The organism is Streptomyces sp. NBC_01537, from assembly GCF_045040445.1.
Taxonomy (GTDB): Bacteria; Actinomycetota; Actinomycetes; order Streptomycetales; family Streptomycetaceae; genus Actinacidiphila.
The window spans coordinates 940,518-966,929 of sequence record NZ_CP109392.1 but is presented as its reverse complement, the minus strand read 5'-3'; the positions used below and the strand labels follow the sequence as shown (position 1 = coordinate 966,929).

The following is a 26,412-nucleotide window of genomic DNA, read 5'->3' as shown; positions in this document are numbered from 1 at the left end:
CCCCATGCCCGAAGCCCGCCAGAACGTCACCTTTCCCAGCACCGAAGGCGCCGGCACCGCCCACGGCTACCTCGCCCTGCCGCCCTCCGGGAGCGGCCCAGGCGTGATCGTGATCCAGGAGTGGTGGGGACTGACCGACCACATCGCCGACATCGCGGACCGCTTCGCGCAGGCGGGCTTCGTCGCCCTGGCCCCCGATCTCTACGGCGGCAGCGTCGCGCACGACAGTGCCGAGGCGTTCCGCATGATGTCCGAGCTGCCCACCGACCGTGGCGCCGAACTGCTCTCGGGCGCGGTGGACTACCTCCTGACCCGCGAGGAGACCACCGGTGGAACCGTCGGCACCGCAGGCTTCTGCATGGGCGGCGGCTTCGTCCTCGCCCTCGCCGCGCGCGACCCGCGGGTGTCGGCGGCGGTGCCGTTCTACGGGGTGATCCCGGGCCCGCTGCCGGACTTCTCGGGCCTGAAGGCCGAGATCCTGGGGCACTACGGGGAGCAGGACGGCACGGTCCCGCCGGAGTCGCTGGCCGCGCTGGGCTCGGCGATCGAGGAGCAGTCCGGCATCGTCCCGGAGTTCCACCTCTATCCGGCGGGGCACGCCTTCTTCAACGACGGCCGCCCGGAGGCGTATGACGCGCCCTCCGCCGCGCTCGCCTGGCAGCGCACGCTCGACTTCCTGCGCTCACACCTCGGGTAGGTCCCGCCACAGCAGCCGCCGCTCACGGCGCGGGTCGTTCTCGACCCGCGCCGGGTCCTGGAAGATCCGCGTCGCCCGGTCACCACCGGGCTCGTACGCGGGCCAGTCCGGCGCCTCACCCCGTACGAAACCGAGCACGGCCGCCTGCAGCTGCTCGGTGACCACCAGGTCGGCCGGGCCCATGGGCGGTGCGGGCGGCAGGCCCTGCAGGTTGTTGAAGACCGGGGGACTGCCCCACAGGCAGCGGTTGTCCGCGCCGTGGGTCGGGCCGAGCCGGTCGTACGGGGGCATGCCCGGCGTGTGGTCGAAGCGGCTGAACCACACCTGACCGCCGGCCGCGTGCTGGGCCTCGGCCAGCCGGATCGCGGGCAGCCACCACATGGCGTCGTCGAGCAGGTCGAGGTGCGGATCGCGGCCGGGCTCGGCGGTGGCGGCGTACGCGTCCCCGAGCGCGGTCCAGCGCCCGTCGCCGAGCCGGTCCCGGCCGGCGGCATCGGTGCCCGGGACCAGGGGGACGGGCGGCGCGGGCGGCGTGCCCAGGCTGCGTTCTCCCGGGGGGCGACCCCCCGTACCCCCACGAGAAGGCGGGGCAGCCTCGCCGGCCGGGTCCGCCTGTGCGGGACGGTCCCCCAGGAAGATGTCCATCTCGTGCCGCACGTGGCTGATCCACAGCGGGATCCCGCGTGCCTCGCCGTCCGCGACGGCGGCCAGCGGGGCACGCGGCAGCACGTCACCGTCCACGACCGGGCGGAAGTCGTCGCCGCGCAGGACCGCGTCCCCCGCACCGGCCACCACCTGGGCGGCGGCCTCGCGCAGCGCCTGCACGGGCAGCCCGGTGAGCTTCTCCGGCGTCGCGCCGGGCGCGCCCAGCGCTGCGCGCAGCCGGCGGGCCGTCTCCTCGCCCTGCGCACGACTGTGCACATTGCGGGCGCTGCCGCTGAGGACCAGCGCCCGGTGGAAGAGCCCGCGCGCGGCGGGCACGGCGAGCAGGGTGGAGGTCAGCATGCCGCCGGCGGACTGGCCGGACAGGGTCACCCGGCCGGGGTCGCCGCCGAAGGCCGCGATGTTGTCCCGTACCCATTCCAGGGCCGCGACCAGGTCCAGCAGCGCGGGATTGGCCGTCCCGGCGGGGCCGTTGAAGCCGAGCGGGCCGAGCCGGTAGTTGAGCGTCACGACGGCGACCTCACCCCGGCGGGCCAGGTGGGCGCCGTCGTAGAGGCGTCCGCTGCCGTGCAGGAAGGCGCCGCCGTGAATCCAGAAGAGGACCGGGACCGGGCCCGTGGCGGCGGCCGGGGCCCAGACATTCAGGGTGAGGCAGTCCTCGTCGCCCTCGTCAGCCTCGTCGTTGGGTCGGGGCGTGCCGGTGAACTGCACGGCCTGCGGTCCGTACCGCGTGGCGTCGCGCACGCCCGGCCAGGGCTTGACGGGGGAGGGCGGCCGGAAGCGCAGCGGCCCGACGGGCGGCGCCGCGTAGGGAATGCCCCGCCACGCGAGCACGCCGTCCTCAGCCGTCCCCCGGATCAGCCCTGCGAGGGACTCGACCTGTGCCGATGCCATGCGTTCCATCCTCCGGCGCCTCAATGTACGAACTAGTGAGTTATCTATAGCCCGCAGAGCGCGCAACCGGGAAGAGGGCCCCGGGTAACTGTTACGCCTCGATTAACACCAGTGGAATTTGCTGTTGCAAACTTTGCGGCGGACCCCTTGACAGGGTGGTGCCGGGCGGCTGAGCATCCGTGCAACGCAGTACTAACTATCCAGTGCGTACATTAGGCCGCCAGCCCACCCCGAACCGGCGCCGTCCCCCGCAGTCCCACCGGAACCGCCCATCTCCCGGCTTTTCCGGATGTGTGTGCCGCCCTTTACGCTCAATACCCTCACCAGAGGAGCCCAACGTGACCGCTCACGACGCTGTGGCCGGATCCCCCGCGCCGCAGGGCAAGCCCCGCAAGGCCGCCTTCGCGGCCTGGATCGGGAGTGCGCTGGAGTACTACGACTTCTTCATCTTCGGCAGCGCCGCCGCCCTGGTCTTCCCCAAGGTCTTCTTCTCCGGCTCCGACACGGCTTCCGCCACGCTGCAGTCACTGGCCACCTTCGGTGTCGCCTACGCCGCCCGCCCGATCGGCGCGGTCATCCTCGGCCACATCGGCGACCGGCTCGGCCGCCGCAAGATCATGGTCTCCACACTCATCCTGATGGGCCTGGCCACCTTCCTCATCGGCTGCCTGCCGACGTACGACCAGGTCGGCGGACTGGCCCCCGCCCTCCTGATCACGCTCCGCGTGCTGCAGGGCCTCTCCGCCGCCGGTGAGCAGGCCAGCGCCAACTCCATGACGCTGGAACACGCCCCCGCCGACCGCCGCGGCTACTTCACCAGCTTCACCCTCAACGGCACCCAGGCCGGCCAGATCCTCGCGACCCTGGTCTTCATCCCCGTCGCGGCCATGCCGGAGCACCAACTGCTCACCTGGGGCTGGCGGATCCCGTTCCTCGCCAGCGCCGTCGTCGCGGTGGCCGGCTGGGTGATCCGGCGCAAGCTGGAGGAGACCCCGGTCTTCGAGCAGGCCGCGGCGAACAACACCGTGGCCAAGCTCCCGCTGGCCGTACTCCTGCGCGACCACTGGGCGGAGGTGCTGCGCGTCATGTGCGCCGCCCTGATCGCCACCGTGAGCACGATCTTCACCGTCTGGGCGCTCTCCTACGCCACCAGCGACAACGTCGGCCTGGAGAAGTCGGTCATGCTGTGGGTCAGCGTCTCCGCCAACGGCGCGGCCCTGCTGTCCCTCCCGCTCTGGGCGAAGCTCTCGGACCGCATCGGCCGCAAGCCGGTCTTCCTCGTCGGCTCGGTCGGCAGCGCCGTGATGATCCCCGTCTACCTGTGGGCCATCTCCACCGCCAGCTACCCGCTGATCTTCCTCACCGGCATCCTCACCCTCGGCATCGTCTACAGCGCCGCCAACGGCATCTGGCCCTCCCTCTACGGGGAGAAGTTCACGACCGCCGTCCGGCTGTCCGGCATGGCCATCGGCACCCAGATCGGCTTCGCGATCGCCGGCTTCGCCGTCACCTTCGCCGCCGAGATCGCCGGCCCCGACGGCGCCAACTGGAAGGGCGTCGCGATCTTCACCGCCGTCCTGTGCGCCATCAGCTCGCTCTCCGTCCTCAGCGGCCGCGAGACGCACAAGATCCCGACCGAGGACCTGGGCCTCAAGCCCGGCCGGACCGCCGCCCCGGCCCGCGAGGCCGCGACCGTCTGACCGCCCGGACGGACCCTGGTTCCCCGCGCCCTTCACGGGCGCGGGGAACCGCGCGTCCAGTCCCGGACAGGCCCTAGGCGTCGGGCCCCTGCGCCCGCACCCGCTGCACGTGCTCCAGCGACTCCCGCAGCTCGCCCAGCCAGTCGTCCGCGTTGCGCTGCACCAGCCGTACGCACCAGGCCAGCGCATCGCTGCGGCTGCGCGCGACGCCACCCGCGATCAGCGTGTCGAGCACCTGCCGCTCCGGCTGCCGCAGCCGCGTCATCACCGGCGCCGCGACCGTTGTGAACATCACCCGGGCGTCACCGCACTCCACGCCCCATGACACCTTTCCACCGAACCGCCGCTCCGCCTCCCGGGCCACCGCGATCCGCTCTTCCCGCGTACGCGCCCGGAACTCCGCCGCCCGCCCGGCCCGCGCCTCCTCCCGCTCCACCGGTGACGCGTCCGCGCCCAGGTCGGGCTCCGGGATCCGGCCGATGACGGTGATCTCCTCACGGTCCACGGTCACGTCCAGGAGCTCGACGAACAGTCCTTCCGGCAGCCGCCCGGCGATCCAGCCGCGCAGTGCGTCCTTCTGCTCTGTCGTAATCATGTAATCAAACTTACACCTCTCCTCGGCGCAGGCAAGAGCCCCCTCCTTCCGTCTTCCGCCGGGATGGCGGCGCCGCCGCCGCGCGTTGACAATGGCGAACACCTCGCAGGGGGTCGTGAGAGGCGGTAGGACGGCCGATGCGTGAGATCCTTCCGGCCCTCGGCGGCTGGTACGCGGCCGGGGCGCCCTTCGGGCTGGCCACGGTCGTCGCGGTCAGCCGCAGCGCGCCGCGCGGCCCGGGCGCGGCCATGGCCGTCGGCCCGGACGACGAGGTCGTGGGCAGTGTCTCCGGGGGCTGCGTCGAGGGTGCGGTCTTCGAGCTGGCCAAGGAGGTCGTCGAGAGCGGCCGGGCCCAGCTGTGCACCTTCGGCTACAGCGCCGCGGACGCCTTCGCCGTCGGCCTCACCTGCGGCGGCGAGATCACCCTGCTCGTACGCCCCGTGTCACCCGCCACCGATGCCTCCTTCGCCGACGTCGCGGCCTCCGTGGCCGCCCACCGCCCCGTCGTCACGGCCACGGTCACCGACGGCCCCGCCCCGCGCGGCGCCACGCTCGCCGTATGGCCCGACGCCGTCTCCGGCACCCTGGGCACCGAAGGCCTCGACGCCGCCGTCACCGCCGACGCGCGCGGCGAACTCGCGCAGGGCGCCACCGTGAGCCGGCACTACGGCCCCCGCGGCGAGCGCCGTGAGGACGACGTCACCGTCTTCCTCCAATCGTTCGCACCGCCCCCGCGCATGCTGGTTTTCGGGGCGATCGACTTCGCCGCGGCCGTCGCGCGCATCGGCGCCTTTCTCGGCTACCGGGTCACGGTCTGCGACGCCCGGCCGGTCTTCGCCACCGCCAAGCGCTTCCCGGAGGGCGTCGAGGTCGTCGTCGACTGGCCGCACCGCTACCTGCGCGGCACCGATACCGACGACCGCACGGTCATCTGCGTCCTCACCCATGAACCCAAGTTCGATGTGCCGCTGCTGGAAGCCGCGCTGCGCATGCCGTCCGCGTACATCGGAGCGATGGGCAGCCGCCGCACGCACGAGGACCGGGTGAAGCAGCTGCGCGAGACCGGCCTCGGCGACCACGAGCTTGCCCGGCTCCGCTCGCCCATCGGGCTGGACCTGGGCGCCCGGACCCCCGAGGAGGTGGCCGTCTCGGTGGCGGCGGAGATCGTCGCGCTGCGCTGGGGCGGCAGCGGCGCCCCGCTCACCGCGACGACCGGTGACATTCACCCCTGACGGAGCTTGGAAAAAATATGTTTACAACCCTTTTGTCCTGGCTGAATCGGAGTAGTGTGGGAATTGGCCTGCGGGGCGAGCGAGGGAGTTCACCCGGAGTAGCCGACTTTGACGGAGTGAGAAGGTGAATTTCCGTCGGGGCCGACGTCGACGGGCGGGCTGAGAGGCTGGATGGTCGGAAGACCTGAAGGCGACCTCCACAACCTGATCCGGACAATGCCGGCGAAGGGAGCCCACCTCGCAGGTTCTCATGTGCGCTCACAGCTGAGGCCCGTACGGTCCGGTTCATGAACCATGTGAGGCCCCTGCTGGCCGCACTTTCCGGCCTGGCCTTCGTCCTCACCGGAATCAGCGCGAGTAGCGCACCGCCCCCGACCCTCCCGGCCAACGGTGTGTCCGCCCTGCCGGCCATGGGCTGGAGCAGCTGGAGCCACCTGCGCCGCTGGCCCACCGAGAGCCGCATCAAGGCCCAGGCCGACGCCCTGGTCAGCAGCGGGCTCGCCTCCCACGGCTATGTGTACGTCAACCTCGACGACTTCTGGCAACAGTGCGACGAGAACGGTTTCGTGGTCGACTCCCACGGCCGCTGGGCCGTCGACCGGGACAAGTTCCCCTCGGGGATCAAGGCGCTGGCCGGCTACATCCACTCCCTCGGGCTGAAGTTCGGCTTCTACGTCACACCTGGCATCGCCGCCGGCGCGGTGACCCGGAACACCCCCATCGAGGGGACGTCCTACCGGGCCGCCGACATCGCCAACACCTCCAAGGCCGAGACGAACTACAACTGCGGCAACATGTACGCCATCGACTACGGCAGGCCGGGCGCCCAGCAGTTCGTCAACTCCTGGGCCCGCCAGTTCGCTTCATGGGGCGTCGACTACCTCAAGATCGACGGCGTCGGCGGCTCCGACATCCAGGACGTACGCGCCTGGGCCGCCGCGCTGCGCGCCACCGGCCGGCCGATCACCTACGCGCTGTCCAACAACCTGCCGATCGCCGACGCGGCCACCTGGCGCGGGCTGGCCAACAGCCGCCGCACCCAGCTCGACGTCGAGTGCTACTGCGGCGCCGGCCTCTACGGCAGCGGCTCTCCACTGACCAACTGGTCCTTCGTCGCCTCCCGTTTCGACTCCGCGGCGGCCTGGCAGCCGTACGCCGGTCCCGGCGGCTGGAACGACCTGGACTCGCTGGAGATCGGCAACGGCTACCGGACCGGCCTCACCCCCGACCAGCGGCGCTCGACGTTCACACTGTGGGCGATGGCCGCCTCCCCACTGCTGCTGGGCACCGACCTGACCGCGCTCACCGCGGGCGACCGGGCCATGCTCGCCAACGACCGGCTGATCGGCGTGGACCAGGACGGCGTCGCCGCCGTGCGCATCGTCGACCACGGCGCGGAACAGGTCTGGCGCAAGCGCGAGGCCAACGGCGACTACATCGTCGGCCTGTTCAACACCGGCACCTCCGCCCGTGCCACCGTCGGCGTCCCCTGGTCCCTGGTCGGCCTCCCGGGCGCCGACGCCGATGTCACCGACCTGTGGTCGGGCCGTCACGAGGGCACCGTGTCCGGCTCGTACAGCGTCACCCTGCGCCCGGGCGAGACCCGGCTGCTGAGGGTCCGGGCGAGCGAATAGGCGAACGCTCGCGGTCACCGCGCTAGCGCGCGGCGACCATCGCCCACACCGACTTGCCCCCCGCGTCGGGCGGGGTCCAGCCCCAGGATTCGCTGAGCGAGTCGATGATGTGCAGCCCGCGCCCGGACTCCGCGAGATAGTCGGGCTCCTTGACCACCGGGACATCGGTGCCGGGGTCGGAGACCGTACACAGCACGGAGGCGCCCCGGCCGAGCAGCCCGAGCCATAAGGGCCGTGCGGACAGACCGAGGTCCGGCGGGTTGTCGAAGCCGTAGCGGATGGCGTTGGTGAGCATCTCCGACACGACGATCGACGCGTTCTCGACGACGTCGAGCATGCCCCAGCCGCACAGCGTCGTACGGGTGAACTGCCGTGCGGTGCCCGCCGCGTGGAAATCGCCGGCGAGGGCGCAGGCCGCGAACCGCGTGGCCGGGCCGTCGGGCAGGGCGTAGCCCGGTGGGAATGCCGGGTGTGTGGTCATCGCGAGACTCCGCAGAGCTGTCGGGCGGGGGCACGGTTTGTTCTGCGCGATCCACTATCGCGGTCCAATCCCTACCCGTGCAAGCACATCTGCAATTACAGTCGTAAGTGCGGCTGTAAGTACATCGGTAAGAACGGATGCACGTGCAGATGCACGTGCATGGCGTCAAGGAGAGGTCATCATGCAGGAGTTGGAGAACGGCGTACCGGCCGGCGACATCGACGGCGTGGTCTGGCGCAAGAGTGCCCGCAGCAACCCGAGCGGCAACTGCGTGGAGCTCGCGGCCCTGCCCGGCGGGGGCTTCGCCATGCGCAACTCCCGCCACCCCGAGGGCCCGGCGCTCATTTACACCCGTGCGGAGATCGAGGCCTTCATCGGCGGTGCGAAGGACGGGGACTTCGACGACATGACGGGCTGACCCCGTCCCGATCTCTGGCGCTCCGTCAGATTCCGCCGGTGGCACGCCAGGGCGCGCGACTGTACTCGAGCGCCCCCGGATGGAAGACTGAGTGCTCGACCAGTCACTCACGGGAGCCGGCATGACCGCGGCACAGCCGAGCAGACAGCCCTCGATAAAGCGGTACCTCGAAAACCCGCGCGGCGGGCCGACGGTACTGCGCATCGTGCTGGGCACCCAGCTGCGCAAGTTGCGCGAGGCGCGCGGGATCTCGCGTGAGGACGCCGGGGAGTCGATCCGCGCGTCCCACGCGAAGATCAGCCGCCTTGAGCTGGGCCGCGTCGGCTACAAGGACCGCGATGTCGCCGACCTGCTCACCCTCTACGGCGTCCTCGACGAGAACGAGCGGGCGGATTTCCTCACCCTGGCCCGGCAGGCAAGCACGCCCGGCTGGTGGCACCGCTACGGCGATGTCCTGCCGAGCTGGTTCGAGACCCTGATCGGACTGGAAGAGGCCGCGTCGGTCATCCGCACCTACGAGGTCCAGTTCGTCCCCGGCCTGCTCCAGACCGAGGACTACGCCCGCGCCGTCACCCGGCTCGGCCACCCCCGCGCCTCCGCCGTCGAGATCGAGCGCCGGGTCGCGCTGCGCATGGCCCGGCAGCGGCTGCTCACCCAGCCCGAGGCCCCCAGAGTGTGGGCGGTCATGGACGAGGCCGCGCTGCGCAGGGCGCTCGGCGGCAACGAGGTGATGCGCGCCCAGCTGGAGCACCTGATCGAGACCGCCGCCCTGCCGAACGTGACGCTGCAGATCGCCCCCTTCAGCGTCGGCGGCCTCGCCGCGGCCGGCGGCCCCGTCACCATCCTGCGCTTCCAGGAGCCGGACCTGCCGGACATCGTCTACCTGGAGCAGCTCACCAGCGCGCTCTACCTGGACAAGGCGGACGACGTCGACAACTACCTCGCCGTCATGGACCGGCTGTGCGCGGAAGCCGAACCGCCCGGAAGGACGGCCCGCTTCCTGCGCGAGATCCTCGACGGGATGAAGGGCTGACGGGGGGGGCTGACGCAGGGCTGAGGTGGCCGCACCGGCCCCACCTGGGTCACGCTGGACGCATGCTGCTGGCCGATGTCGCCCGGACGTCGCGGGAGGTCGCCGCGACCTCGGCGCGGTCGAAGAAGACCGCGCTCCTCGCCGAGCTGTTCCGGGGCACATCACCTGCCGAGGCCCCGACCGTGATCACCTACCTCGCCGGGCGGCTGCCCCAGCGCCGAACCGGCATCGGATGGCGGGCGCTCAGCGACCCGGTCCCGCCCGCCGACGGGCCCGGCCTCGCCGTCCTCGACGTCCACAGCACCCTGGACCGGATCGCGGCGGTGGCCGGAAAGGGCGCGCAGGCAGAGCGCAAACGGCTGCTCCACGGGCTGATGGCCGCCGCCACCCAGGACGAGCAGCACTTCCTGCGCGGCCTGATCAGCGGCGAGGTCCGCCAGGGCGCCCTGGACGCCCTCGCCGCCGAGGCCCTGGCCGTGGCCGCCGGGGCAGACCCGGCGGACGTACGCCGCGCGGTGATGCTCAGCGGCTCCCTCGGCGCCGTCGCCCAGGCCCTGCTCGCCCGGGGCCCGCAGGCGCTGGCCGACTACCGGCTCGAAGTCGGCCGCCCGGTGCAGCCGATGCTCGCGCACACCGCCAAGGACGTGGACGAGGCCCTGGACAAGCTCGGCCCCTGCGCGGTCGAGGAGAAGCTCGACGGCATTCGCGTCCAGGCCCACAAGGACGGCGACACCGTACGGATCTACACCCGCACCCTCGACGACATCACCGGCCGGCTGCCCGAAGTGGCCGCCGCCGTAGGCGAACTGGCGGCCCGGCAGGCCGTCCTGGACGGCGAGGTCATCGCGCTGGGCCCCGACGGCCGCCCCCGCCCCTTCCAGGAGGTCGCCGGCCGCACCGCCTCCCGCCTCGACGTCGCCGGCGCCCGGGCCACCGTCCCCCTCTCCCCGGTCTTCTTCGACCTGCTGTCCGTCGACGGCCGCGACCTGCTCGCCCTCCCCGCCGCCGACCGCCACGCCGAGCTCGCCCGCGTCGTCCCCGAGCCCCTGCGCGTACGCCGTCTCGTCGCCGCCGACCCCCAGGACGGGCCCACCCGCGCCGCCGCCCGCGACTTCGCCGCCGCGACCCTGGCCAGGGGCCACGAGGGCGTCGTCGTCAAGGCCCTCGACGCCCCCTACAGCGCCGGCCGCCGCGGTGCCTCCTGGCTCAAGGTCAAGCCCGTGCACACCCTCGACCTGGTCGTCCTCGCCGTCGAATGGGGCCACGGCCGCCGCACCGGCAAGCTCTCCAACCTCCACCTCGGCGCCCGGCGGCCCGACGGCACCTTCGCCATGCTCGGCAAGACCTTCAAGGGGCTCACCGACGAACTGCTGAGCTGGCAGACCCGGCGCCTGCGGGAACTGGCCGTCAGCGACGACGGCTGGGTGGTCACGGTACGCCCCGAGCTGGTCGTCGAGATCGCCTTCGACGGCGTACAGCGCTCCACGCGCTACCCGGAGGGCGTCACGCTGCGCTTCGCGCGGGTCCTGCGCTACCGCGAGGACAAGACGGCGGCGGAGGCCGACACCGTCGAGGCGGTGCGGGCCCTCCGGTTGCCGGACTGATCGCCCGAGGTTGCAATGAAGGCGTGAGTACGCCCAAGGACAGCCCGCACGGCCGTACGAGCCGGATGCTGACAGCGCTCGTGCTGGTCCCGACCCTGCTGCTGGCCGGTGTCGTCGTGGCCGGCATCGCCACCGGTGTCGTACCGGTGTCGCTCGCCATCTCCGCGCAGACGGCCTCGCTGTCGGGGCAGAGCTTCCAGGTGGCCGCCGACCAGCTGGTGGGCGACGGCTTCAGCCAGTACGTCACGGTGGACCGCACGGGCAAGGGCGACTACCCGGAGGGCGTCTCCGCCATCCGGTCGGCGGATCTGCACGGACTGTGCCAGTCGGTGGTCACCCACATACCGGGGGTCGGCGATGTGACGCTGCGGATCAGCGCGGGCGGCGAGAGCAGGGTGGTGCACGCCGAGAACCTGGTCGTGGACACCCACGACCTGTCCGGCGACGCCGTGTTCCAGAACGTCACCTTCGGGCAGGACGCCTCCACCCTCAGCGGCTCGAAGCAGGGCCCGCAGGGGTTCATCGGCCAGCAGGCCGCCAAGGTCACCATCGACCACCTGCGGCAGGAGACCCGCTCCGTCAGCGCGGCGACCTTCCGGCTGCCGGGCCTGCACCTGACGGTCAAGAAGGGCTCCAAGCCCTGCTTCTGAGAGCTCCGGTCGGGGCTCCGGTCGCGCGGTTGCGCTGATGGAGTGATCACGCGACCGGCGAGGTGACCGGTCAGCCTGTCCGACGTTGGGAAGGTGTGCAATCCGCCTCCCACGCCCGTCTGCCGGGCCGCACCCGCTGGAAGCGCCTGGCCCTGGTCATGGTGCCGACCCTCGCCCTGTCCGCGGCCGTGCTCTCGGCGACGGTCAGCGGTGCGCTCGCCGCCTCGTTCGGAGTCTCCGCCAACTCGTTCGTGGTCTCCGGGGAGAGCTTCCAGATCTCCGCCGACACCCTCGACGGCCACGGCTTCGTCCAGTACGGAGTCCTCGACCGGGGCAAGCAGGGCACCTACCCGGAGGCGCTGTCCGGCATCAGGTCGGCCGACCTGTACAACCTGTGCCAGTCCGTCGTGCAGGACTTCCCGGTGGTCGGCGGCGTCACGCTGAAGTTGACCTCGGGCACCGGGGGACCCCCGGCGCACGCGGACCGGCTGGTCGTCGACGCGCACGACCTGCGCGGTGACGCCGTTTTCCAGAACATCAACATCGGCCAGGACGCCTCGACCCTGGAGGGCATGTCCGGGGTCCAGGGTTCCCCCGGCGGCTTCGGCGAGCAGGCCGACAGCGTCAGGATCGACCACCTGCGGCAGGGCACCCGCTCGGTCAGTGCCGCCACCTTCCGGCTGCCCGGTATGCACCTGACCGTGCAGACCGGCGACCACTCTTGCTACTGAAGGCGGGCATGGGCACAGTGGCCAGGCTGCGGACGGCCTTCCGGGACTGGCGGCGCAGCCGCCCCTTCTGGGCCGGGGTGTGGACCGTGCTGGCGGGCATGGAGATCCTCTCCATCCCGCTGGCCCCGCTCGCCCTGATGATGCACGAGGGCATCGCCGGCGTCTCCGGCGCGCTCATGGGCGTGTTCATGGTGATCCTCGGGCTCACCATGTGGCTGTCCCCGGGCCACCGGGGCTTCGCCGGGATCGCCACGCTGATCTTCGCCGTCAGCTCGATCGTGCTGTCCAACTTCGGCGGCTTCCTGATCGGCTTCCTGCTCGGCGCCGTGGGCGGCGCCATGGCGATCGCCTGGGTGCCGGACGGGCCGCCGGCGCCTGAGCAGCCGGTTCCGGACTGGAGCGGCAGCGGCGGAGAGCCGGACGAGAAGGGGCCGGAAAAGACGGAGAAGCCCGAAAAACCCGCGAAGCCGGAGAAAACAGGCAAGGCGGGCAAGGTGCGGAAGGCGGGGAAGACCGCCCCGGCGAACGGCGAGGCGTCCTTCATGGCGTCCTTCACCGTACGCGGCATGCGCATGCGGGCCATCGGCGCGCTGCCCGCCGGGGGAGCGCTGCTGGCCGGCGGCCTGCAGCCCATGGCCCCGTACCCGATGGCCATGGCCGCTCTGCCGACGATCGCCCCGGCCCACCGGCCGGACCGGCTCAGCGTCTGCTCGCTGCTCGACGGCCTGATCGGCGCGAAGAGGCAGGCGAAGCCCCGCCAGGACGGCCTGCACGCCGCTCTGGACACCCCTGTCGGCCTGCGCGGCAAGCTCGACGCGACCGTGCCCGGGCAGCGTACGCGCGGCCCCACGCGGCATGCGCGCAGCGAGCCCCTGGCCCCGTCGCCCGCCGCCCCCGCGGCCCCGGACCAGGCGGCCCCGGTCGCCCCAGCCTCCGGCGGCCTGCTGGGCGCCGTCACCGGTCTGCTCGGCCTGACCCCGCCGCGGGCGTCCGCGTCGGCGCCCGCCCCGGCGACGCCCTCCGTACCGGCCTCCGCTCCCGGTGTCACGCCGGCGCCCGCGCCCCGGCACGCGGCGCCGGGCCAGGGCCGTCCGCGCCACGACACCGTCAAGGGCACCGGCACCGGGGCCACCCTTGCCGTGGGCCCGCTGCGGCTCGCGCTGCCGAAGCTGCCGGCCGACGGCGGCATGAACTCCTCGCTCGGCCCGCTCCCCCTGGACATCGCCGTCGGAGACCCGAAGGATCACCAGGACTCGCCCTGGTGCCTGCCGAAGGTGTCGCTGGGCCTGTCCGGGGCGGCCGCGAGATTCCACGAGCCGGCCGCCGCGCAGCCGTTCCGGATCCGTACGCCGCTGCTGGTGCTCACCGGCCTGACCTACCACGGCATCACCGGCGTCAGCACACACCTCGGTCCGCAGAAGGTGCTGGTCTTCACCGCGTACCGGCTGGACATCGCCAGCCTGCGCCAGACGGCCCCGCTGCTGCCCCCGACCTGCACCGGCGCGCTGCCCGACACCTCCCACCCGCCGTTCTACGGACTGCCGGGGGTCGCCATCGCGCCGCTGGGCATCGGGCTGCCCGGCATCGGCTTCGTCCCCTCGTCGGCGCCCGGCCCAGGGGCGGCCTGCCAGGGGAAGCTGGAGCAGGACGCGGCCCCGGCGAGCACCACGACCGCGACCGGGCGCCCGGTGGTGCTGCTGACGAAGGTGCTGAGCGGCAATCTGCTGGGCCTGCTGCCGGTCACCTTCACCCCGGACATGCCGCCGCCGCTGCCGCCGGGGCTGACGCTGCCGATCCCGGTCTTCTTCACCAACGTCCTCGGCTTCAACCAGTTCCTCGGCGCCGACCGGCTCTCCGTACCCGGACTCGCACAGAGCGCTTCCTTCTGACCGAACCCACCGAGTCGAGCTGGGCGGCGAGCCAGCGGGAGCGCTTCTCGACGTCCAGCTCATCCAGCAGCCGGTCGAGGTTGGCCAGCAGCGCGCCGTGCAGTTCCCAGCCGTCCCACGCGCCGCCCGTGTCGGCTTCGGCCCGCAGCGCGGCGGCCACCCGCTCCCGGTCCGCCCGCCCGTCCCGCAGCGCCCGCTCCAGCTCGGCCTCGGCCCGCTCCGCGCCCGCCGTGATCTGGGCGGTGATCAGCCGTCCGAAGCTGTCCACGGCATCGGCGATATGGGTGAGCAGTTCGTCCAGCACGGCCGCGAGATCGCCCTCGTACACCGGCTGCCGCGCTCTGCGCTGCTCCGAAAGGTCGGCCAGCGAGCGGCACAGCGTGCGCAGCACGACCGTGCAGACCTCCAGCGTGTCCAGGCCGCTGCGCAGGATCAGCCGGGCCATCGCGCCCTCCGTGGGGCGGACCCGGGGGTTGAGCTTGGTGCTCTCCTCGGCCCGGCGCAGCGACTCGTCGAAGCGGGCGATCTCGTTGTCCAGCCTGCGCGCCTGGTGCAGCCAGGCCACCGTCTGCTCGCGGGACGCCCCGGCCCGCAGTTCCCGGCCGATGCGCAGCAGCAGCCGGCGCAGCCCCGCCGCCAGCTCCTGCACCGCCTCGCCGGCCGGTTCCACGAAGGCCGGGGGCGGCAGCAGGGCGTTGAGCAGCACCCCGACCACGGCCCCGATCAGGGTCTCGACGACCCGGTCCGCGCCCTCGTGGCCGGGGTTGGAGACGCCGAGGATCAGCATGCCGCTGATGGCGACCTCGGCGATGAACTCGTCGACGCGGATCATGTGGCCGACCACCAGCGAGGCCAGGATGATCAGGCCCAGGCTCCACCAGGTCAGCCCGATGAGATCGCTGAAACCCACCGCGATGAGGACCCCGGCCATCACGCTGAGCACCCTGCGGATCCCGGTCGTCAGGGTCGTGTAGAGGGTGACCTGCACGACCAGCAGCGCGGTCAGCGGAGCTGTCAGCGGCACGGGATTGGGAACCAGCTCCAGTGCCACCGCATACGCCAGCACCCCCGCCACGGTGGATCGCACCGACTGCACCACGACGGGGTCGTTGTGGCGCTTGACGATGCGGGTCAGGGCCGCGGGGGCTGCGGGCACCCTCCAGGCCTTCCCGGCGGGAGGTCCGCCGCCCGGGTGAACTTCCGGGACGTGCCCGCGAGCCGCATCCGTTCCCGGCCTCCGGCCGTCGTTTCTGCCCTATGCCTGTGCAGGTGCCCATCACTTCGGCGGCAGGAGGAGCGCAATTGGACAGGCGTGCGATGCGGCGCCCCCTCAAGCCCGCCCTGGCCGTCGCGGCGGCGCTCCTGCTGGCGGCCCTGCCGACCGGCTGCGGCGGCGGAGGCAGCACCTCCACCGGCCCCGCCCATCTCAACTGGTACAACTTCCCCGACGACTCCGGCGCCCTCCAGCAGGCTGCCGACGGCTGCACCAAGGCGTCGGGCGGCCGCTACACGATCGCGTACAACAAGCTCCCCCGGGCGGCCGACGGCCAGCGGCAGCAGCTCGTGCGCAGGCTCGCCGCCCACGACGAGGCGCTGGACATCCTCGGCCTGGACGTCACCTGGGCCGCGGAGTTCGCCGAGGCCGGCTGGATCCGCCCCTGGACGGGCCTGGACCGGGCCCGGGCCACGGCCGGCACCCTGGCCGCCTCGCTGAAGACGGCGACCTGGAAGGGCAAGCTCTACGCGGTCCCGTACAACGCCAACACCCAGCTGCTGTGGTACCGCGACGACCTGGTCCCCAGGCCCCCGACGACCTGGGCGCAGATGCTCGACGCGTCCCGGGCGCTGGCCAAGGCCGGCAAGCCGCACCACGTCGAGATCCAGGGCGCGCAGTACGAGGGCCTCACGGTCTGGTTCAACACCCTCATCGAGAGCGCGGGCGGATCGATCCTGAACGCCAGTGCCACCGCGCCCTCGCTCGGCGCGCCCGCGGTCAGGGCCGCCGGCATCATGCGCGAACTGGCGACCTCTCCGGCCGCCGATCCCTCCCTTGCCAACCAGATGGAGGACCAGAACCGCCTCGCCATGGAGTCCGGCACCGCGGCCTTCGAGCTCAACTACCCGTTCGTGTATCCCTCGATGAAGGCCAACCAGCCCGATCTCTTCAAGCACTTCCACTGGGCGCCCTACCCCCGCGTCGACGCCGCCCGCCCCGCCCGGCCGACCATCGGCGGCATCGACCTGGCCATCGGCGCGTACTCCCGCCACCCGGCCCTCGCCCACGAGGCGGCCCTGTGCCTGCGCAACCGGGGCAACCAGATGACCGCCGCGCTCAAGGGCGGCCTGCCGCCGACCCTGCGCAGCCTGTACAGCGACCCGAAACTCATCGCGAGCTATCCGTTCGCCGCCGACATCCTCAGCGCGCTGGAGCACGCGAGCGTCCGCCCGCAGACCCCGGCGTACCAGAACATCTCCATCGCGGTCTCCCACACCCTGTCACCGCCCGCCGGGATCGAACCCGTCAGCGCGGTGGCCGACATGAAGGGCCAGATCAATGACGCCCTGCAGTCCAAGGGGCTGATCCCGTGACGAAACAGCTCTCGGAAGGCGCCCGCCAGGAACGGCGGCTCGGCTGGACGCTGTGCGCTCCCGCCGTCCTCGTCATGGTCGCCGTGACGGCCTACCCGGTCGGCTACGCCGTCTATCTCTCCCTCCAGCGCTACGACCTGCGCTTTCCGCAGCTCGCGAAATTCGTGGGGTTCAGCAACTACGGGGCCGTGCTCAGCTCGCCGTTCTGGTGGGAGGCCTTCCGGGTGACGCTGATCGTCACCGTGGTCTCGGTCGCCGTCGAGCTGATCCTCGGTATGGCCCTGGCGGTCGTCATGCACCGCGCCCTGTTCGGCCGCGGCACCGTGCGGACCGCGATCCTCGTTCCGTACGGCATCGTCACCGTCGTCGCCGCCTTCTCCTGGCAGTACGCCTGGACGCCGGGCACCGGCTATCTCGTCGACGCCGCCGGGACCGCCCCGCTGACCGACCACTGGAAGGCCATCGGGCTGATCATCCTCGCCGAGGTGTGGAAGACCACCCCCTTCATGGCGCTGCTGCTGCTCGCCGGGCTCGCCCTCGTCCCCGAGGAGACGCTGCGCGCGGCCATGGTCGACGGGGCCTCGCGCTGGCAGCGCTTCCGGCTGGTCACGCTGCCGCTGATGAAACCGGCGATCCTGGTGGCGCTGCTGTTCCGGACCCTGGACGCCTTCCGGATCTTCGACAACATCTATGTGCTGACCTCGGGTTCGAACGGCACGGGATCGGTGTCGATCCTCGGCTACGACAACCTGTTCACCGCGCTGAACCTGGGCATCGGGTCGGCGATCTCGGTGCTGATCTTCATCTGCGTGGGGATCATCGCCTTCGCCTTCATCAAGCTGTTCGGCACGGCCGCCCCCGGCTCCGAGATGGGACGGTGAGACGCCGATGAGCGCTGCCGACAACAAGCGGATCGCCGGGTGGAGCGCGGTCAACGTCCTGGTCGTCGTCTACGCGATGTTCCCGGTGGTGTGGATCGCCTCGCTGTCCTTCAAGGACCCCAGCACCCTCACCGACGGGTCCTTCATCCCGCAGAAGTGGACCTGGGCGAACTACCGGGGCATCTTCGAGACCTCGGAGTTCACCCGGGCGCTGATCAACTCGATCGGCATCGCGCTGATCGCCACCGTGATCGCGGTCGTGCTCGGCACGATGGCCGCGTACGCCGTGGCCCGGCTGCGCTTCCCCGGCAAGCAGCTGCTGATCGGGATGTCGCTGCTCATCGCGATGTTCCCGCCGATCTCACTGGTGTCGCCGCTGTTCAACATCGAGCGCTACCTGGGGCTGTTCGACACATGGCCGGGGCTGATCATCCCGTACATGACCTTCTCGCTGCCGCTGGCGATCTACACCCTGTCGGCCTTCTTCCGCGAGATCCCCTGGGACCTGGAGAAGGCAGCCAAGGTCGACGGGGCCACCCCCACGCAGGCCTTCCGGCTGGTCATCGCCCCGCTGGCGGCGCCGGGCGTGGTCACCACCGCCATTCTGGTCTTCATCTTCTGCTGGAACGACTTCCTGTTCGCGATCTCGCTGACCTCGACGACCAGGGCGCGCACCGTGCCGGCCGCGATCGCCTTCTTCACCGGCAGCTCGCAGTTCCAGCAGCCCACCGGGTCGATCGCCGCCGCGGCGGTGGTCATCACCATCCCGATCATCGTGTTCGTACTGCTCTTCCAGCGCAGGATCGTCGCCGGACTGACCTCCGGCGCGGTCAAGGGCTGAGCAGGCAAGGGCTGAGAGGACCCATTCGTGGCCGAGATCATTCTCGAAGGCATCACCAAGCGGTACCCCGACGGCGCGCTCGCCGTGAAGGACGTCAACCTTCACATCGAGGACGGCGAGTTCGTGATCCTCGTCGGCCCCTCCGGGTGCGGCAAGTCCACCACCCTCAACATGATCGCGGGCCTGGAGGACATCACCGAGGGCACCCTGCGCATCGGCGACCAGGTCGTCAACGACAAGGCCCCCAAGGACCGCGACATCGCCATGGTCTTCCAGAGCTACGCCCTCTACCCGCACATGACGGTCCGGGAGAACATGGGCTTCGCGCTGCGCCTGGCCAAGGCCGACAAATCCGTGATCAAGGACAAGGTCGAAGAGGCCGCCCGGATCCTCGACCTGACCGAGCACCTGGACCGCAAGCCCGCCAACCTCTCCGGCGGCCAGCGCCAGCGGGTCGCCATGGGCCGGGCGATCGTACGCGACCCGCGGGCGTTCCTCATGGACGAGCCGCTGTCCAACCTGGACGCCAAGCTGCGCGTCCAGATGCGTACGCAGATCTCCCGGCTGCAGAAGCGGCTCGGCACGACCACGGTGTACGTCACCCATGACCAGACCGAGGCCATGACCCTGGGCGACCGGGTCGTGGTGCTGCGCGGCGGGGTCGTGCAGCAGGTCGGCTCGCCCCAGCATCTGTACGACGAGCCGCGCAATCTCTTCGTCGCCGGGTTCATCGGCTCGCCCGCGATGAACTTCCTGCACGCCACGCTGGACAACGGCGCCCTGACCACCTCGCTGGGCGTGCTCCCGGTGCAGGACCGGGTGCGGCGGACGCTGGAGCGGGAGAACGCGCCGCGCGAACTGATCGTCGGCTTCCGGCCCGAGGACTTCGAGGACGCCTCGCTCATCGATCCCTCGCGCGTCGGCGTGACCTTCACGGTGACCGTGGATGTCCTGGAATCCCTCGGCTCCGATGTCTTCGTGCACTTCACGGAGACCGGCGGCCGCGCCTCCACCGCCGAACTGGACGAGCTGGCCGCCGACTCCGGCCTCACCGACACCGGCGACAGCGGCCACCAGATCGTCGCCCGGCTCTCCACCGAGACCCGGGCAAGGGAAGGCCGGCCGGTGGAGCTCTGGCTCAATGTCGAGAAGGGCCACATCTTCGATCCCTCGACCGGGGTCAACCTCAGCCACCCCGAAGTCGTCGACCGTGACGGATGAACCCCGGGTGACGCCGCCCGCCGTACGGTAGGCGGCATGGCCGAGCCGCTGCCTGGCCCTCTCGCCCACCTCGCACCCCTGCTGGAGGACTACGGCTACCTGGCCGTCGGCACCCTGGTGCTGCTCGACAACGGCGGCATCCCGGTGCCCGGCCAGACCATCCTCGTCGCCGCCGCCGTCTACGCGGGGGCCGGACGGCTGAACTTCCCGGCCGTCCTGGGGGTGGCCGTGGCCGCCGCCGTCATCGGCAACGCCCTCGGCTATCTGATCGGGCGCAAGGGCGGCCGGGCCTTCGCGCACCGCTGGGGCCGCTATGTGCTGCTCACCCCCGCCCGGCTGGAGCGGGCCGAGGACTTCTTCGCGCGTCACGGCGCGGCCGTCGTCACCTGGGCCCGGTTCGTGGACGTCCTGCGCCAGACCAACGGCATCATCGCCGGCACCGTCGGCATGCCCTGGCGGCGCTTCATGGTCTTCAACGTCATCGGCGCGGCCCTGTGGGCCGGCGTCTGGGCGGGGCTCGGCTACGCGGCGGGCGCCCACATCGGCACGATCTACGCCACCGTGGCGCGCTCGCAGCTCCTCGCCCTGGCCGTGCTGGGAGCCCTGGCCGCCGTCCTGCTGGCCCGGCACCTGCTGCGGCGGCGCTGACTCAGGGGGCCAGCCATCGGATGAATGCCTAGGCCAACCTCTTGTACGAGCAGGCCGTGGATCGTAGAGTCCGCTTTCGACAGATATAGATCCGAGGTATTCCCAGGGGGAGATCGCGCATGCGGAGGACTGAACTCGGCCACAGCTCAGTGGAGGTCACCGAGCTGTCCTTCGGCGCGTCCGCCATCGGCAATCTCTTCACGCCGGTCACCGACGAAGCCGCCACGGCGGCCGTGGACGCCGCCTGGGGCGCGGGAGTCCGCTACTTCGACACCGCCCCGCACTACGGACTCGGCCTGTCCGAGCGCCGTCTCGGCGCCGCGCTGCGCGACCGGCCCCGCGCGGAGTACGCCCTGTCCACCAAGGTGGGCCGCCTGCTCGTCCCGTACGACGAGCCTTCCGGCGACGACCTGGCCGACGGCTTCGACGTGCCCGCGACCCACCGGAGGGTCTGGGACTTCAGCGCCGACGGCGTCCGCCGCAGCATCGAGGACAGCCTGCACCGCCTCGGCCTGGACCGGATCGACATCGTCTATCTCCACGACCCCGACGACCACGCCGAACAGGCTTTCCGTCAGGCCTATCCCGCCCTGGAACGGCTGCGCGCCGAAGGCACGGTCGGCGCGATCGGCGCCGGCATGAACCAGACCGCCATGCTGACCCGCTTCCTGCGCGACACCGACGTGGACGCCGTCCTGTGCGCCGGCCGCCACACCCTCCTCGACCACCAGGCCCTCGACGAACTGCTGCCCGAAGCCGCCGCCCGGGGCCGGAGCGTCGTCGTCGGCGGGGCCTTCAACTCCGGCCTCCTCGCCGACCCCCGCCCCGGCGCCACCTACGACTACGCCCCCGCCCCCGGCCCTCTCCTCGACCGCGCCCTGCGCATCAAGGCCGTCACCGAGCGGCACGGCGTCCCCCTGCGGGCCGCGGCCCTGCGCTATCCCCTCGGCCACCCCGCCGTCGCGAGCGTGCTCGTCGGCGTCCGGTCGGCGTACGAGATCCAGGACGCGGCGTCGATGCTGGCCAGCCCGGTCCCCGACGCCCTGTGGGACGAGCTGCGCGCGGAAGGGCTGCTGCCGGCGTAAGACCTCTGACCCGTCAGTCCTCCAGGCGGAAACCGACCTTCAGGCCCACCTGGAAGTGCGCGACCTGACCGTCCTCCAGCTGCCCACGGATCTGCACCACCTCGAACCAGTCCAGATTCCGCAGGGTCTCCGAAGCACGGGTGATCCCGTTGCGGATCGCGGCGTCGATGCTGTCCGGCGACGACCCGACGATCTCCGTGACCCGATACGTGTGGTTGGACATGGCGACTCCTGAGTCTCCCGTGTGAAGTGGTCCCGCTGACTGCACACTCCACCGTGCCCCATCGGCCCGCCGCCCGCGAGAGGAGACGACCGCCCGGCCGGGCCAGGATTGGCCGCCGCAGTCAGGGGCAGGCGCTTCATGGCGGCGTTCACCCGTCTGCCGTACGGCGTCCAGGGCGCACAACGAGAACCGACGAGAAGGATGACTGACATGCTGCTGCTCGGAATCCTCCTGCTGGGCGCGACCGGTGCCTTCGCGGGGCTGCTGGTCTCGGAGAACCGCTCCGGCGGGCCCGACTACGCCGTCACCATGTTCGGCAACGACCTCGGCACCGTGAACACCCTCGGTGCCTTCCTCGCCGGCATCGCCCTGACCCTCGTCTTCTGCCTGGGCCTGGCCCTGGTCACCGGCGGGGCCAACCACGCCCGCCGCCGCAAGGCCGAGCTGCGCCGGATGCGCCGCGAGGCGGCGCGCAACACCGACCAGCCGACCGGTGAGCCGGCGACCGAGCCGATCGCCGCCCCGCCGCTCGAGAAGCGGCACCGGCGGGTGCACATCCCCGGCCACTGACACATGCTGGGAGGCGACCGAGCGACCGGGCGACCGGGACCAAGGAGGCCGACGTGACCACCGCGAACATCTGCTGCGTGCCCGGCGCGCCCTGCTGGGTCAGCCTCATGGCGCGCGACCTGGACGTCGCGAAGAGCTTCTACGGTCCCCTGCTGGGCTGGAGCTTCGAACCGGGCCCGGACCGCTGGGGCCCCTACGTCCGGGCGGTCGTGGACGGCACCGAGGTCGCCGGAATCGGGGCCATCGCCCGCAGCTGGGAGACCTCCGTCGCCTGGACCACCTACTTCGGCGTCGAGAGCGCCGACGCCACCGCCGCCGAGATCCGCGACCGCGGCGCCACGGTCGCCGTCGGACCGCTGGAGTTCGAAGCCGGCCGGCTGGCCCTGGCCGCCGACCCCCAGGGCGCCTCCTTCGGCATCTGGGAAGGCGTCCCCGGCGCCCCCCGCAAGCTCCGCCTCCCCGGCGCGCCCGCCTGGATCGAACTGCGTACGCGTGACGCTTTCGCCTCCGCCATGTTCTACGGCGAGATCTTCGCGTGGGACCGCCGCGACCCCAACCGCTATGTCGTCGAATGGGAGAACGACCGCGTCGTCCTCTATGTCGACGGCCACGCCGTCGCCGGCCTGCGCGGCGGCGGTGTCGAAGCCGCCGCCGACCCGCGTGTGCGCCCCCGCTGGCACGTCTTCTTCTCCGTCCCCGACATCGACGACGCCGTCCAGCAGGCCAAGGAGCTCGGCGGCGAGATCACGGGCGAGCCGATGGAAAGCGCGTACGGCCGTGTCGCCGGCATCCGCGACCCCGAGGGCGGGCTGCTGTCCCTCATCAGCGACCAGACGTAGCCGAACCAGCCCGTCCGGGGTGGGGGATCCCCTCAGACCACCTTCAGGCGCACCAGCGCCCCGAGCACGAGCGCCCCCGGAAGCAGCGGCAGCCACACCGTGATGATCCGATAGGCCAGCACCGCCGACGTGGCCCCGGTCACCGGCGCCCCGGCCGTCACCAGGGCGACGACGAGCGCGGCGTCCACCGACCCGATCCCGCCCGGTGCCGGGATGGCCGCCGCCAGGACGCTGGCCGCCAGATAGGCCACAGCCACATGGGCCATCGGCACCGGCAGGTCCAGCGCGGCGCAGACGGCGACCAGGCCGGCGGCCTGGAGCGCGGGGAAGGCCAGGGACCCGCCCCACAGGGCGAGGACACGCGCGGGGCGGCGGTGGACGGAGCGGGCGTCGGCGAGCGCGGTACGGAGGAAGCCGCGTACGAGCCGCCGCAGCGGCGGAACAGCGACGACGGCCAGGGCCAGGGCGAGGGCCACGAGGCCGGCCGTGACGGCGATACGGGCCCCGGCGCCGCCGTCGACCAGCCCGCCGAGCCGCAGAGCGTGCGGGAAGCCCGCGAGCAGCGCGAGGAGCAGCAGCACCCGCCCGGCGGCCTCCGCGAGCAGATACAGGGCGAGCGCCGCGGACGACCGGGCCGGGGGAAGCCCGCAGCCGCGCAGGAAGCGGAGGTTGACCGCGCCCGCGCCCAGCCCGGACGGCAGGACGTGATTGGCGGCGCCCGCCGCGAACTGGGTCGCGAGCAGCCGGCCGGCCGGCAGCCGTTCCAGGACCGCGCCCTGCCGCGCGAAGGAGACGGCGACCCAGCCGAGCCCGGTGACGGCGACCGCGGCGAGCAGCCAGTAGCGGTCCGCCGTGAGGAGCCGGCGGGCGCCGTCCGCGATCACCGGCCAGTGCAGGGCGACCCACACGGCGACGGCCGCGAGCGGCACGAGGCACAGGGCCTGCCGCCAGGGCAGCCGCCGGAGCCGCCGGAACGGTGTGTCCGCAATCGCAGTCGCCATGGCCGCAGCGTTCCCACCGCGCGCGACATCCGGGTGTCGTACGGGCGGCCGCAGGATGGTCCATCCGTGGCCGTTTGGCCGGAGCGCGGCCCGGCGAGGCCCCGAAGGCTTCGGACGCGGTGGTACAGAAGCCGTCATGGACTGGTTCACGGTGCCCGACTACTGGCTGAGCAGACTGGTCATCCAGCGCGGCCTGGCCGCCGTCTACCTGGTCGCCTTCCTCTCGGCGGCCAACCAGTTCCGCGCCCTGATCGGCGAGCACGGGCTGCTCCCGGTGCCGGATTTCCTGGAACGGGTGCCCTTCCGGCGAGCGCCGAGCCTGTTCCAACTCTCCTACTCCGACCGCCTCTTCGCCACCGTCGCCTGGACCGGCGTCGCATTGTCGGCGGTCCTGGCCGCCGGCGCGGCCGACCACGTGCCGCTGTGGGCGGCCATGGCGGCCTGGGCGCTGCTGTGGGCGCTGTACCTGTCGATCGTGAACGTCGGCCAGACCTGGTACGCGTTCGGCTGGGAGTCGCTGCTCCTCGAAGCCGGGGCGCTGGCGGTCTTCCTCGGCAACGAGCGCACCGCGCCGCCCGTGCTCGTGCTGTGGCTGATGCGCTGGCTGGTCTTCCGGGTCGAATTCGGCGCCGGGCTGATCAAGATGCGCGGTGACGCCTGCTGGCGCGACCTGACGTGCCTGTACTACCACCACGAGACCCAGCCGATGCCGGGCCCGCTGAGCTGGTTCTTCCACCACCTCCCCAAGCCGCTCCACCGGATCGAGACCGCCGCCAACCACTTCGCCCAACTCGTCGTCCCCGTCGCGCTGTTCACCCCGCAGCCGGTCGCGAGCGCCGCCGCCTGCCTGATCGTCGCCACCCAGCTGTGGCTGATCCTGTCCGGCAACTTCTCCTGGCTCAACTGGCTGACCGTCCTGCTCGCCGTCTCCGCCTTCGACGGCTCCATCGTCGCCGCCCCGCCCGCTCTCCCCGCCGCCCCGGTCGCGTACGAGGCCGTGGTGCTCGCCTTCACCGCGCTGGTGGCGGTGCTCAGCTACTGGCCGGTCCGCAATCTGGTGTCCCGCCGCCAGCTGATGAACGTCTCCTTCAACCGCCTCCACCTGGTCAACGCGTACGGCGCCTTCGGCAGCATCAACCGCATCCGCCTCGAAGTCGCCGTCGAGGGGACCGACGAGCCGGTCATCACCCCACACACCGTCTGGCGGGAGTACGGCTTCAAGGGCAAGCCCGGCGACCCGCGCCGGCTGCCCCGCCAGTTCGCCCCGTACCACCTGCGCCTGGACTGGCTGATGTGGTTCGCCGGCATCTCCGCCTCCTACGCCTGGCCCTGGTTCGTGCCCTTCCTCGGCAAGCTGCTGGAGAACGACCCCGCCACCCTCAAACTGCTGCGCACCAACCCCTTCCCCGACGCCCCGCCCACCCACGTCCGGGCCCGCCTCTACCACTACCGCTTCACGGACTGGGCCACCCTGCGCGCGACCGGCGCCTGGTGGCGGCGGACCCTGGTGCGCGAATACCTGCCGCCGGTCAGCCTGGAATCGCTGGACCGCCGGTCCTAGGCAGGCGAGGCAGCGGCGGTACGGGTGAACGCCTGGGCGTCCAGCACGGCCGCCCCGCCCGCGTCATTGTTGAAGTACGCGTAGACATCCGCGTCGCCCGGCCACGTCTCGGCGATCCGCCGGGCCCAGGTGGCGAGCGCGCGCCGGCCGTAGCGTGGCGGCGGGCTCGCCAGGCCCCCGTGGAGGCGCAGATAGCCCCAGTCGGCGGTCCGCCAGAGCGGGGTCGAGGGCCGGGACAGCCGGTCGGCCCAGCACAGGGCGGCGCCGCGCCGCTCCAGGACGTCGCGGATCTCGGCCGTCCACCAGGAGTCGTGGCGCGGCTCGACGGCGACCCGGGTGCCGGGCGGGAAACAGCTCAGACAGGCGTCCAGGGCGTCGGCGTCGGCGCGCAGGGTGGGCGGCAGCTGGAGCAGGACCGGGCCGAGGCGGTCGCCGAGGCCGGCGGCGTGCTCCATGAGGCGGTGCACGGGTTCCTCCGGGTCGCGCAGGCGCTTGATATGGGTGAGATAGCGGCTGGCCTTGACCGCCATCACGAACCCGGGCGGGGTGCGGCGGCGCCAGTCGGCGAAGTTCTCCCGGGTGGGCAGCCGGTAGAAGGCGTTGTTGCTCTCCACGGTCGGGAAGTGCCGGCCGTACTCCTCCAGCCACAGGCGTTGCGGGCACCCGGGCGGGTAGAGGCCCCCGCGCCAGTCCTTGTACTGCCAGCCCGAGGTCCCGGTGAGCAGTGGCATG

General features: G+C 72.0%; 26 protein-coding genes. 19 read left to right on the top strand and 7 right to left on the bottom strand.

The window, feature by feature from the left end; genetic code table 11:
• The first annotated feature begins 4 nt into the window (after positions 1-4).
• Positions 5-697 (top strand): dienelactone hydrolase family protein, encoded by a 693-nt coding sequence (locus OG607_RS04770; protein WP_405719169.1) that lies wholly within the window; start codon positions 5-7, stop codon positions 695-697.
• On the opposite strand, the gene OG607_RS04765 is transcribed toward OG607_RS04770, so the two are convergent.
• A complete protein-coding gene (locus OG607_RS04765; RefSeq protein ID WP_405719166.1) occupies positions 683-2,254 on the bottom strand; it encodes a carboxylesterase/lipase family protein in 1,572 nt (523 codons plus the stop codon). The two genes, OG607_RS04770 and OG607_RS04765, sit on opposite strands and share 15 nt — an antisense overlap.
• Before the next feature lie 338 nt (positions 2,255-2,592).
• Between OG607_RS04765 and OG607_RS04760 the strand changes: the two genes are divergently transcribed.
• A complete protein-coding gene (locus OG607_RS04760) occupies positions 2,593-3,954 on the top strand; it encodes an MFS transporter (RefSeq protein ID WP_405719163.1) in 1,362 nt (453 codons plus the stop codon).
• A gap of 73 nt (positions 3,955-4,027) precedes the next feature.
• On the opposite strand, the gene OG607_RS04755 is transcribed toward OG607_RS04760, so the two are convergent.
• Positions 4,028-4,549: a hypothetical protein gene (locus OG607_RS04755; protein WP_405719160.1), complete on the bottom strand. Its 522-nt coding sequence runs from the start codon at positions 4,547-4,549 to the stop codon at positions 4,028-4,030.
• Positions 4,550-4,686: 137 nt separating this feature from the next.
• On the opposite strand from OG607_RS04755, the gene OG607_RS04750 reads away from it, so the two are divergent.
• Both OG607_RS04750 and OG607_RS04745 read left to right on the top strand, forming a co-directional pair.
• Positions 4,687-5,781: an XdhC family protein gene (locus tag OG607_RS04750; protein WP_405719158.1), complete on the top strand. Its 1,095-nt coding sequence runs from the start codon at positions 4,687-4,689 to the stop codon at positions 5,779-5,781.
• 287 nt (positions 5,782-6,068) lie between these two features.
• Positions 6,069-7,415, top strand: coding sequence for a glycoside hydrolase family 27 protein (locus OG607_RS04745; protein ID WP_405719156.1), 1,347 nt, complete (start codon positions 6,069-6,071; stop codon positions 7,413-7,415).
• A gap of 22 nt (positions 7,416-7,437) precedes the next feature.
• Here OG607_RS04745 and OG607_RS04740 read toward each other — a convergent pair whose 3' ends face one another.
• Complete coding sequence (locus OG607_RS04740; protein WP_405719153.1) at positions 7,438-7,896, bottom strand: ATP-binding protein; 459 nt, start codon at positions 7,894-7,896, stop codon at positions 7,438-7,440.
• Positions 7,897-8,077: 181 nt separating this feature from the next.
• Between OG607_RS04740 and OG607_RS04735 the strand changes: the two genes are divergently transcribed.
• From OG607_RS04735 to OG607_RS04710, 6 genes are all read left to right on the top strand, one after another.
• A complete protein-coding gene (locus tag OG607_RS04735) occupies positions 8,078-8,314 on the top strand; it encodes a DUF397 domain-containing protein (RefSeq protein WP_405719150.1) in 237 nt (78 codons plus the stop codon).
• A 121-nt stretch (positions 8,315-8,435) separates the two neighbouring features.
• Positions 8,436-9,347 (top strand): helix-turn-helix domain-containing protein, encoded by a 912-nt coding sequence (locus tag OG607_RS04730; RefSeq protein ID WP_405719148.1) that lies wholly within the window; start codon positions 8,436-8,438, stop codon positions 9,345-9,347.
• Positions 9,348-9,409: 62 nt separating this feature from the next.
• Complete coding sequence (locus tag OG607_RS04725; protein WP_405719145.1) at positions 9,410-10,951, top strand: ATP-dependent DNA ligase; 1,542 nt, start codon at positions 9,410-9,412, stop codon at positions 10,949-10,951.
• Positions 10,952-10,974: 23 nt separating this feature from the next.
• Positions 10,975-11,601 (top strand): DUF6230 family protein, encoded by a 627-nt coding sequence (locus OG607_RS04720; RefSeq protein WP_405719143.1) that lies wholly within the window; start codon positions 10,975-10,977, stop codon positions 11,599-11,601.
• A gap of 95 nt (positions 11,602-11,696) precedes the next feature.
• Positions 11,697-12,332: a DUF6230 family protein gene (locus tag OG607_RS04715; protein ID WP_405719140.1), complete on the top strand. Its 636-nt coding sequence runs from the start codon at positions 11,697-11,699 to the stop codon at positions 12,330-12,332.
• Positions 12,333-12,340: 8 nt separating this feature from the next.
• On the top strand, positions 12,341-14,221 hold the full coding sequence (locus OG607_RS04710; RefSeq protein ID WP_405719138.1) for a DUF6114 domain-containing protein: 1,881 nt from the start codon (positions 12,341-12,343) through the stop codon (positions 14,219-14,221).
• Here OG607_RS04710 and OG607_RS04705 read toward each other — a convergent pair.
• Positions 14,157-15,377 (bottom strand): FUSC family protein, encoded by a 1,221-nt coding sequence (locus tag OG607_RS04705; protein WP_405719136.1) that lies wholly within the window; start codon positions 15,375-15,377, stop codon positions 14,157-14,159. The genes OG607_RS04710 and OG607_RS04705 overlap by 65 nt on opposite strands.
• A gap of 146 nt (positions 15,378-15,523) precedes the next feature.
• Here OG607_RS04705 and OG607_RS04700 point away from each other — a divergent pair, with 146 nt between their 5' ends.
• The 6 genes from OG607_RS04700 to OG607_RS04675 all read left to right on the top strand — a co-directional run bounded on the left by OG607_RS04700 (position 15,524) and on the right by OG607_RS04675 (position 21,486).
• Positions 15,524-16,810: an ABC transporter substrate-binding protein gene (locus OG607_RS04700; RefSeq protein ID WP_405719133.1), complete on the top strand. Its 1,287-nt coding sequence runs from the start codon at positions 15,524-15,526 to the stop codon at positions 16,808-16,810.
• The gene (locus OG607_RS04695; RefSeq protein WP_405719130.1) at positions 16,807-17,691 is read left to right on the top strand and encodes a carbohydrate ABC transporter permease; all 885 of its coding nucleotides are present in this window, start codon (positions 16,807-16,809) and stop codon (positions 17,689-17,691) included. The genes OG607_RS04700 and OG607_RS04695 overlap by 4 nt, the downstream gene beginning before the upstream one ends.
• A gap of 7 nt (positions 17,692-17,698) precedes the next feature.
• Entirely contained in the window at positions 17,699-18,532 is an 834-nt protein-coding gene (locus tag OG607_RS04690; protein ID WP_405719127.1) for a carbohydrate ABC transporter permease, read from the top strand.
• A 27-nt stretch (positions 18,533-18,559) separates the two neighbouring features.
• A complete protein-coding gene (locus OG607_RS04685; protein ID WP_405719124.1) occupies positions 18,560-19,753 on the top strand; it encodes an ABC transporter ATP-binding protein in 1,194 nt (397 codons plus the stop codon).
• Between the two features lie 36 nt (positions 19,754-19,789).
• A complete protein-coding gene (locus OG607_RS04680) occupies positions 19,790-20,401 on the top strand; it encodes a DedA family protein (protein ID WP_405719121.1) in 612 nt (203 codons plus the stop codon).
• A 119-nt stretch (positions 20,402-20,520) separates the two neighbouring features.
• Entirely contained in the window at positions 20,521-21,486 is a 966-nt protein-coding gene (locus OG607_RS04675) for an aldo/keto reductase (protein ID WP_405719118.1), read from the top strand.
• A 13-nt stretch (positions 21,487-21,499) separates the two neighbouring features.
• On the opposite strand, the gene OG607_RS04670 is transcribed toward OG607_RS04675, so the two are convergent.
• Positions 21,500-21,709, bottom strand: a complete 210-nt coding sequence (locus OG607_RS04670; RefSeq protein WP_405719115.1) for a dodecin — start codon at positions 21,707-21,709, stop codon at positions 21,500-21,502.
• A 210-nt stretch (positions 21,710-21,919) separates the two neighbouring features.
• On the opposite strand from OG607_RS04670, the gene OG607_RS04665 reads away from it, so the two are divergent.
• Positions 21,920-22,279: a hypothetical protein gene (locus tag OG607_RS04665; protein WP_405719112.1), complete on the top strand. Its 360-nt coding sequence runs from the start codon at positions 21,920-21,922 to the stop codon at positions 22,277-22,279.
• 53 nt (positions 22,280-22,332) lie between these two features.
• On the top strand, positions 22,333-23,118 hold the full coding sequence (locus OG607_RS04660) for a VOC family protein (protein ID WP_405719109.1): 786 nt from the start codon (positions 22,333-22,335) through the stop codon (positions 23,116-23,118).
• Positions 23,119-23,150: 32 nt separating this feature from the next.
• Here OG607_RS04660 and OG607_RS04655 read toward each other — a convergent pair whose 3' ends face one another.
• A complete protein-coding gene (locus OG607_RS04655; protein WP_405719106.1) occupies positions 23,151-24,119 on the bottom strand; it encodes a YbhN family protein in 969 nt (322 codons plus the stop codon).
• A 136-nt stretch (positions 24,120-24,255) separates the two neighbouring features.
• On the opposite strand from OG607_RS04655, the gene OG607_RS04650 reads away from it, so the two are divergent.
• The gene (locus OG607_RS04650) at positions 24,256-25,680 is read left to right on the top strand and encodes a lipase maturation factor family protein (protein ID WP_405719104.1); all 1,425 of its coding nucleotides are present in this window, start codon (positions 24,256-24,258) and stop codon (positions 25,678-25,680) included.
• Here OG607_RS04650 and OG607_RS04645 read toward each other — a convergent pair.
• Positions 25,677-26,411, bottom strand: a complete 735-nt coding sequence (locus OG607_RS04645) for a DUF72 domain-containing protein (RefSeq protein WP_405719101.1) — start codon at positions 26,409-26,411, stop codon at positions 25,677-25,679. The two genes, OG607_RS04650 and OG607_RS04645, sit on opposite strands and share 4 nt — an antisense overlap.
• Position 26,412 lies beyond the last annotated feature (1 nt).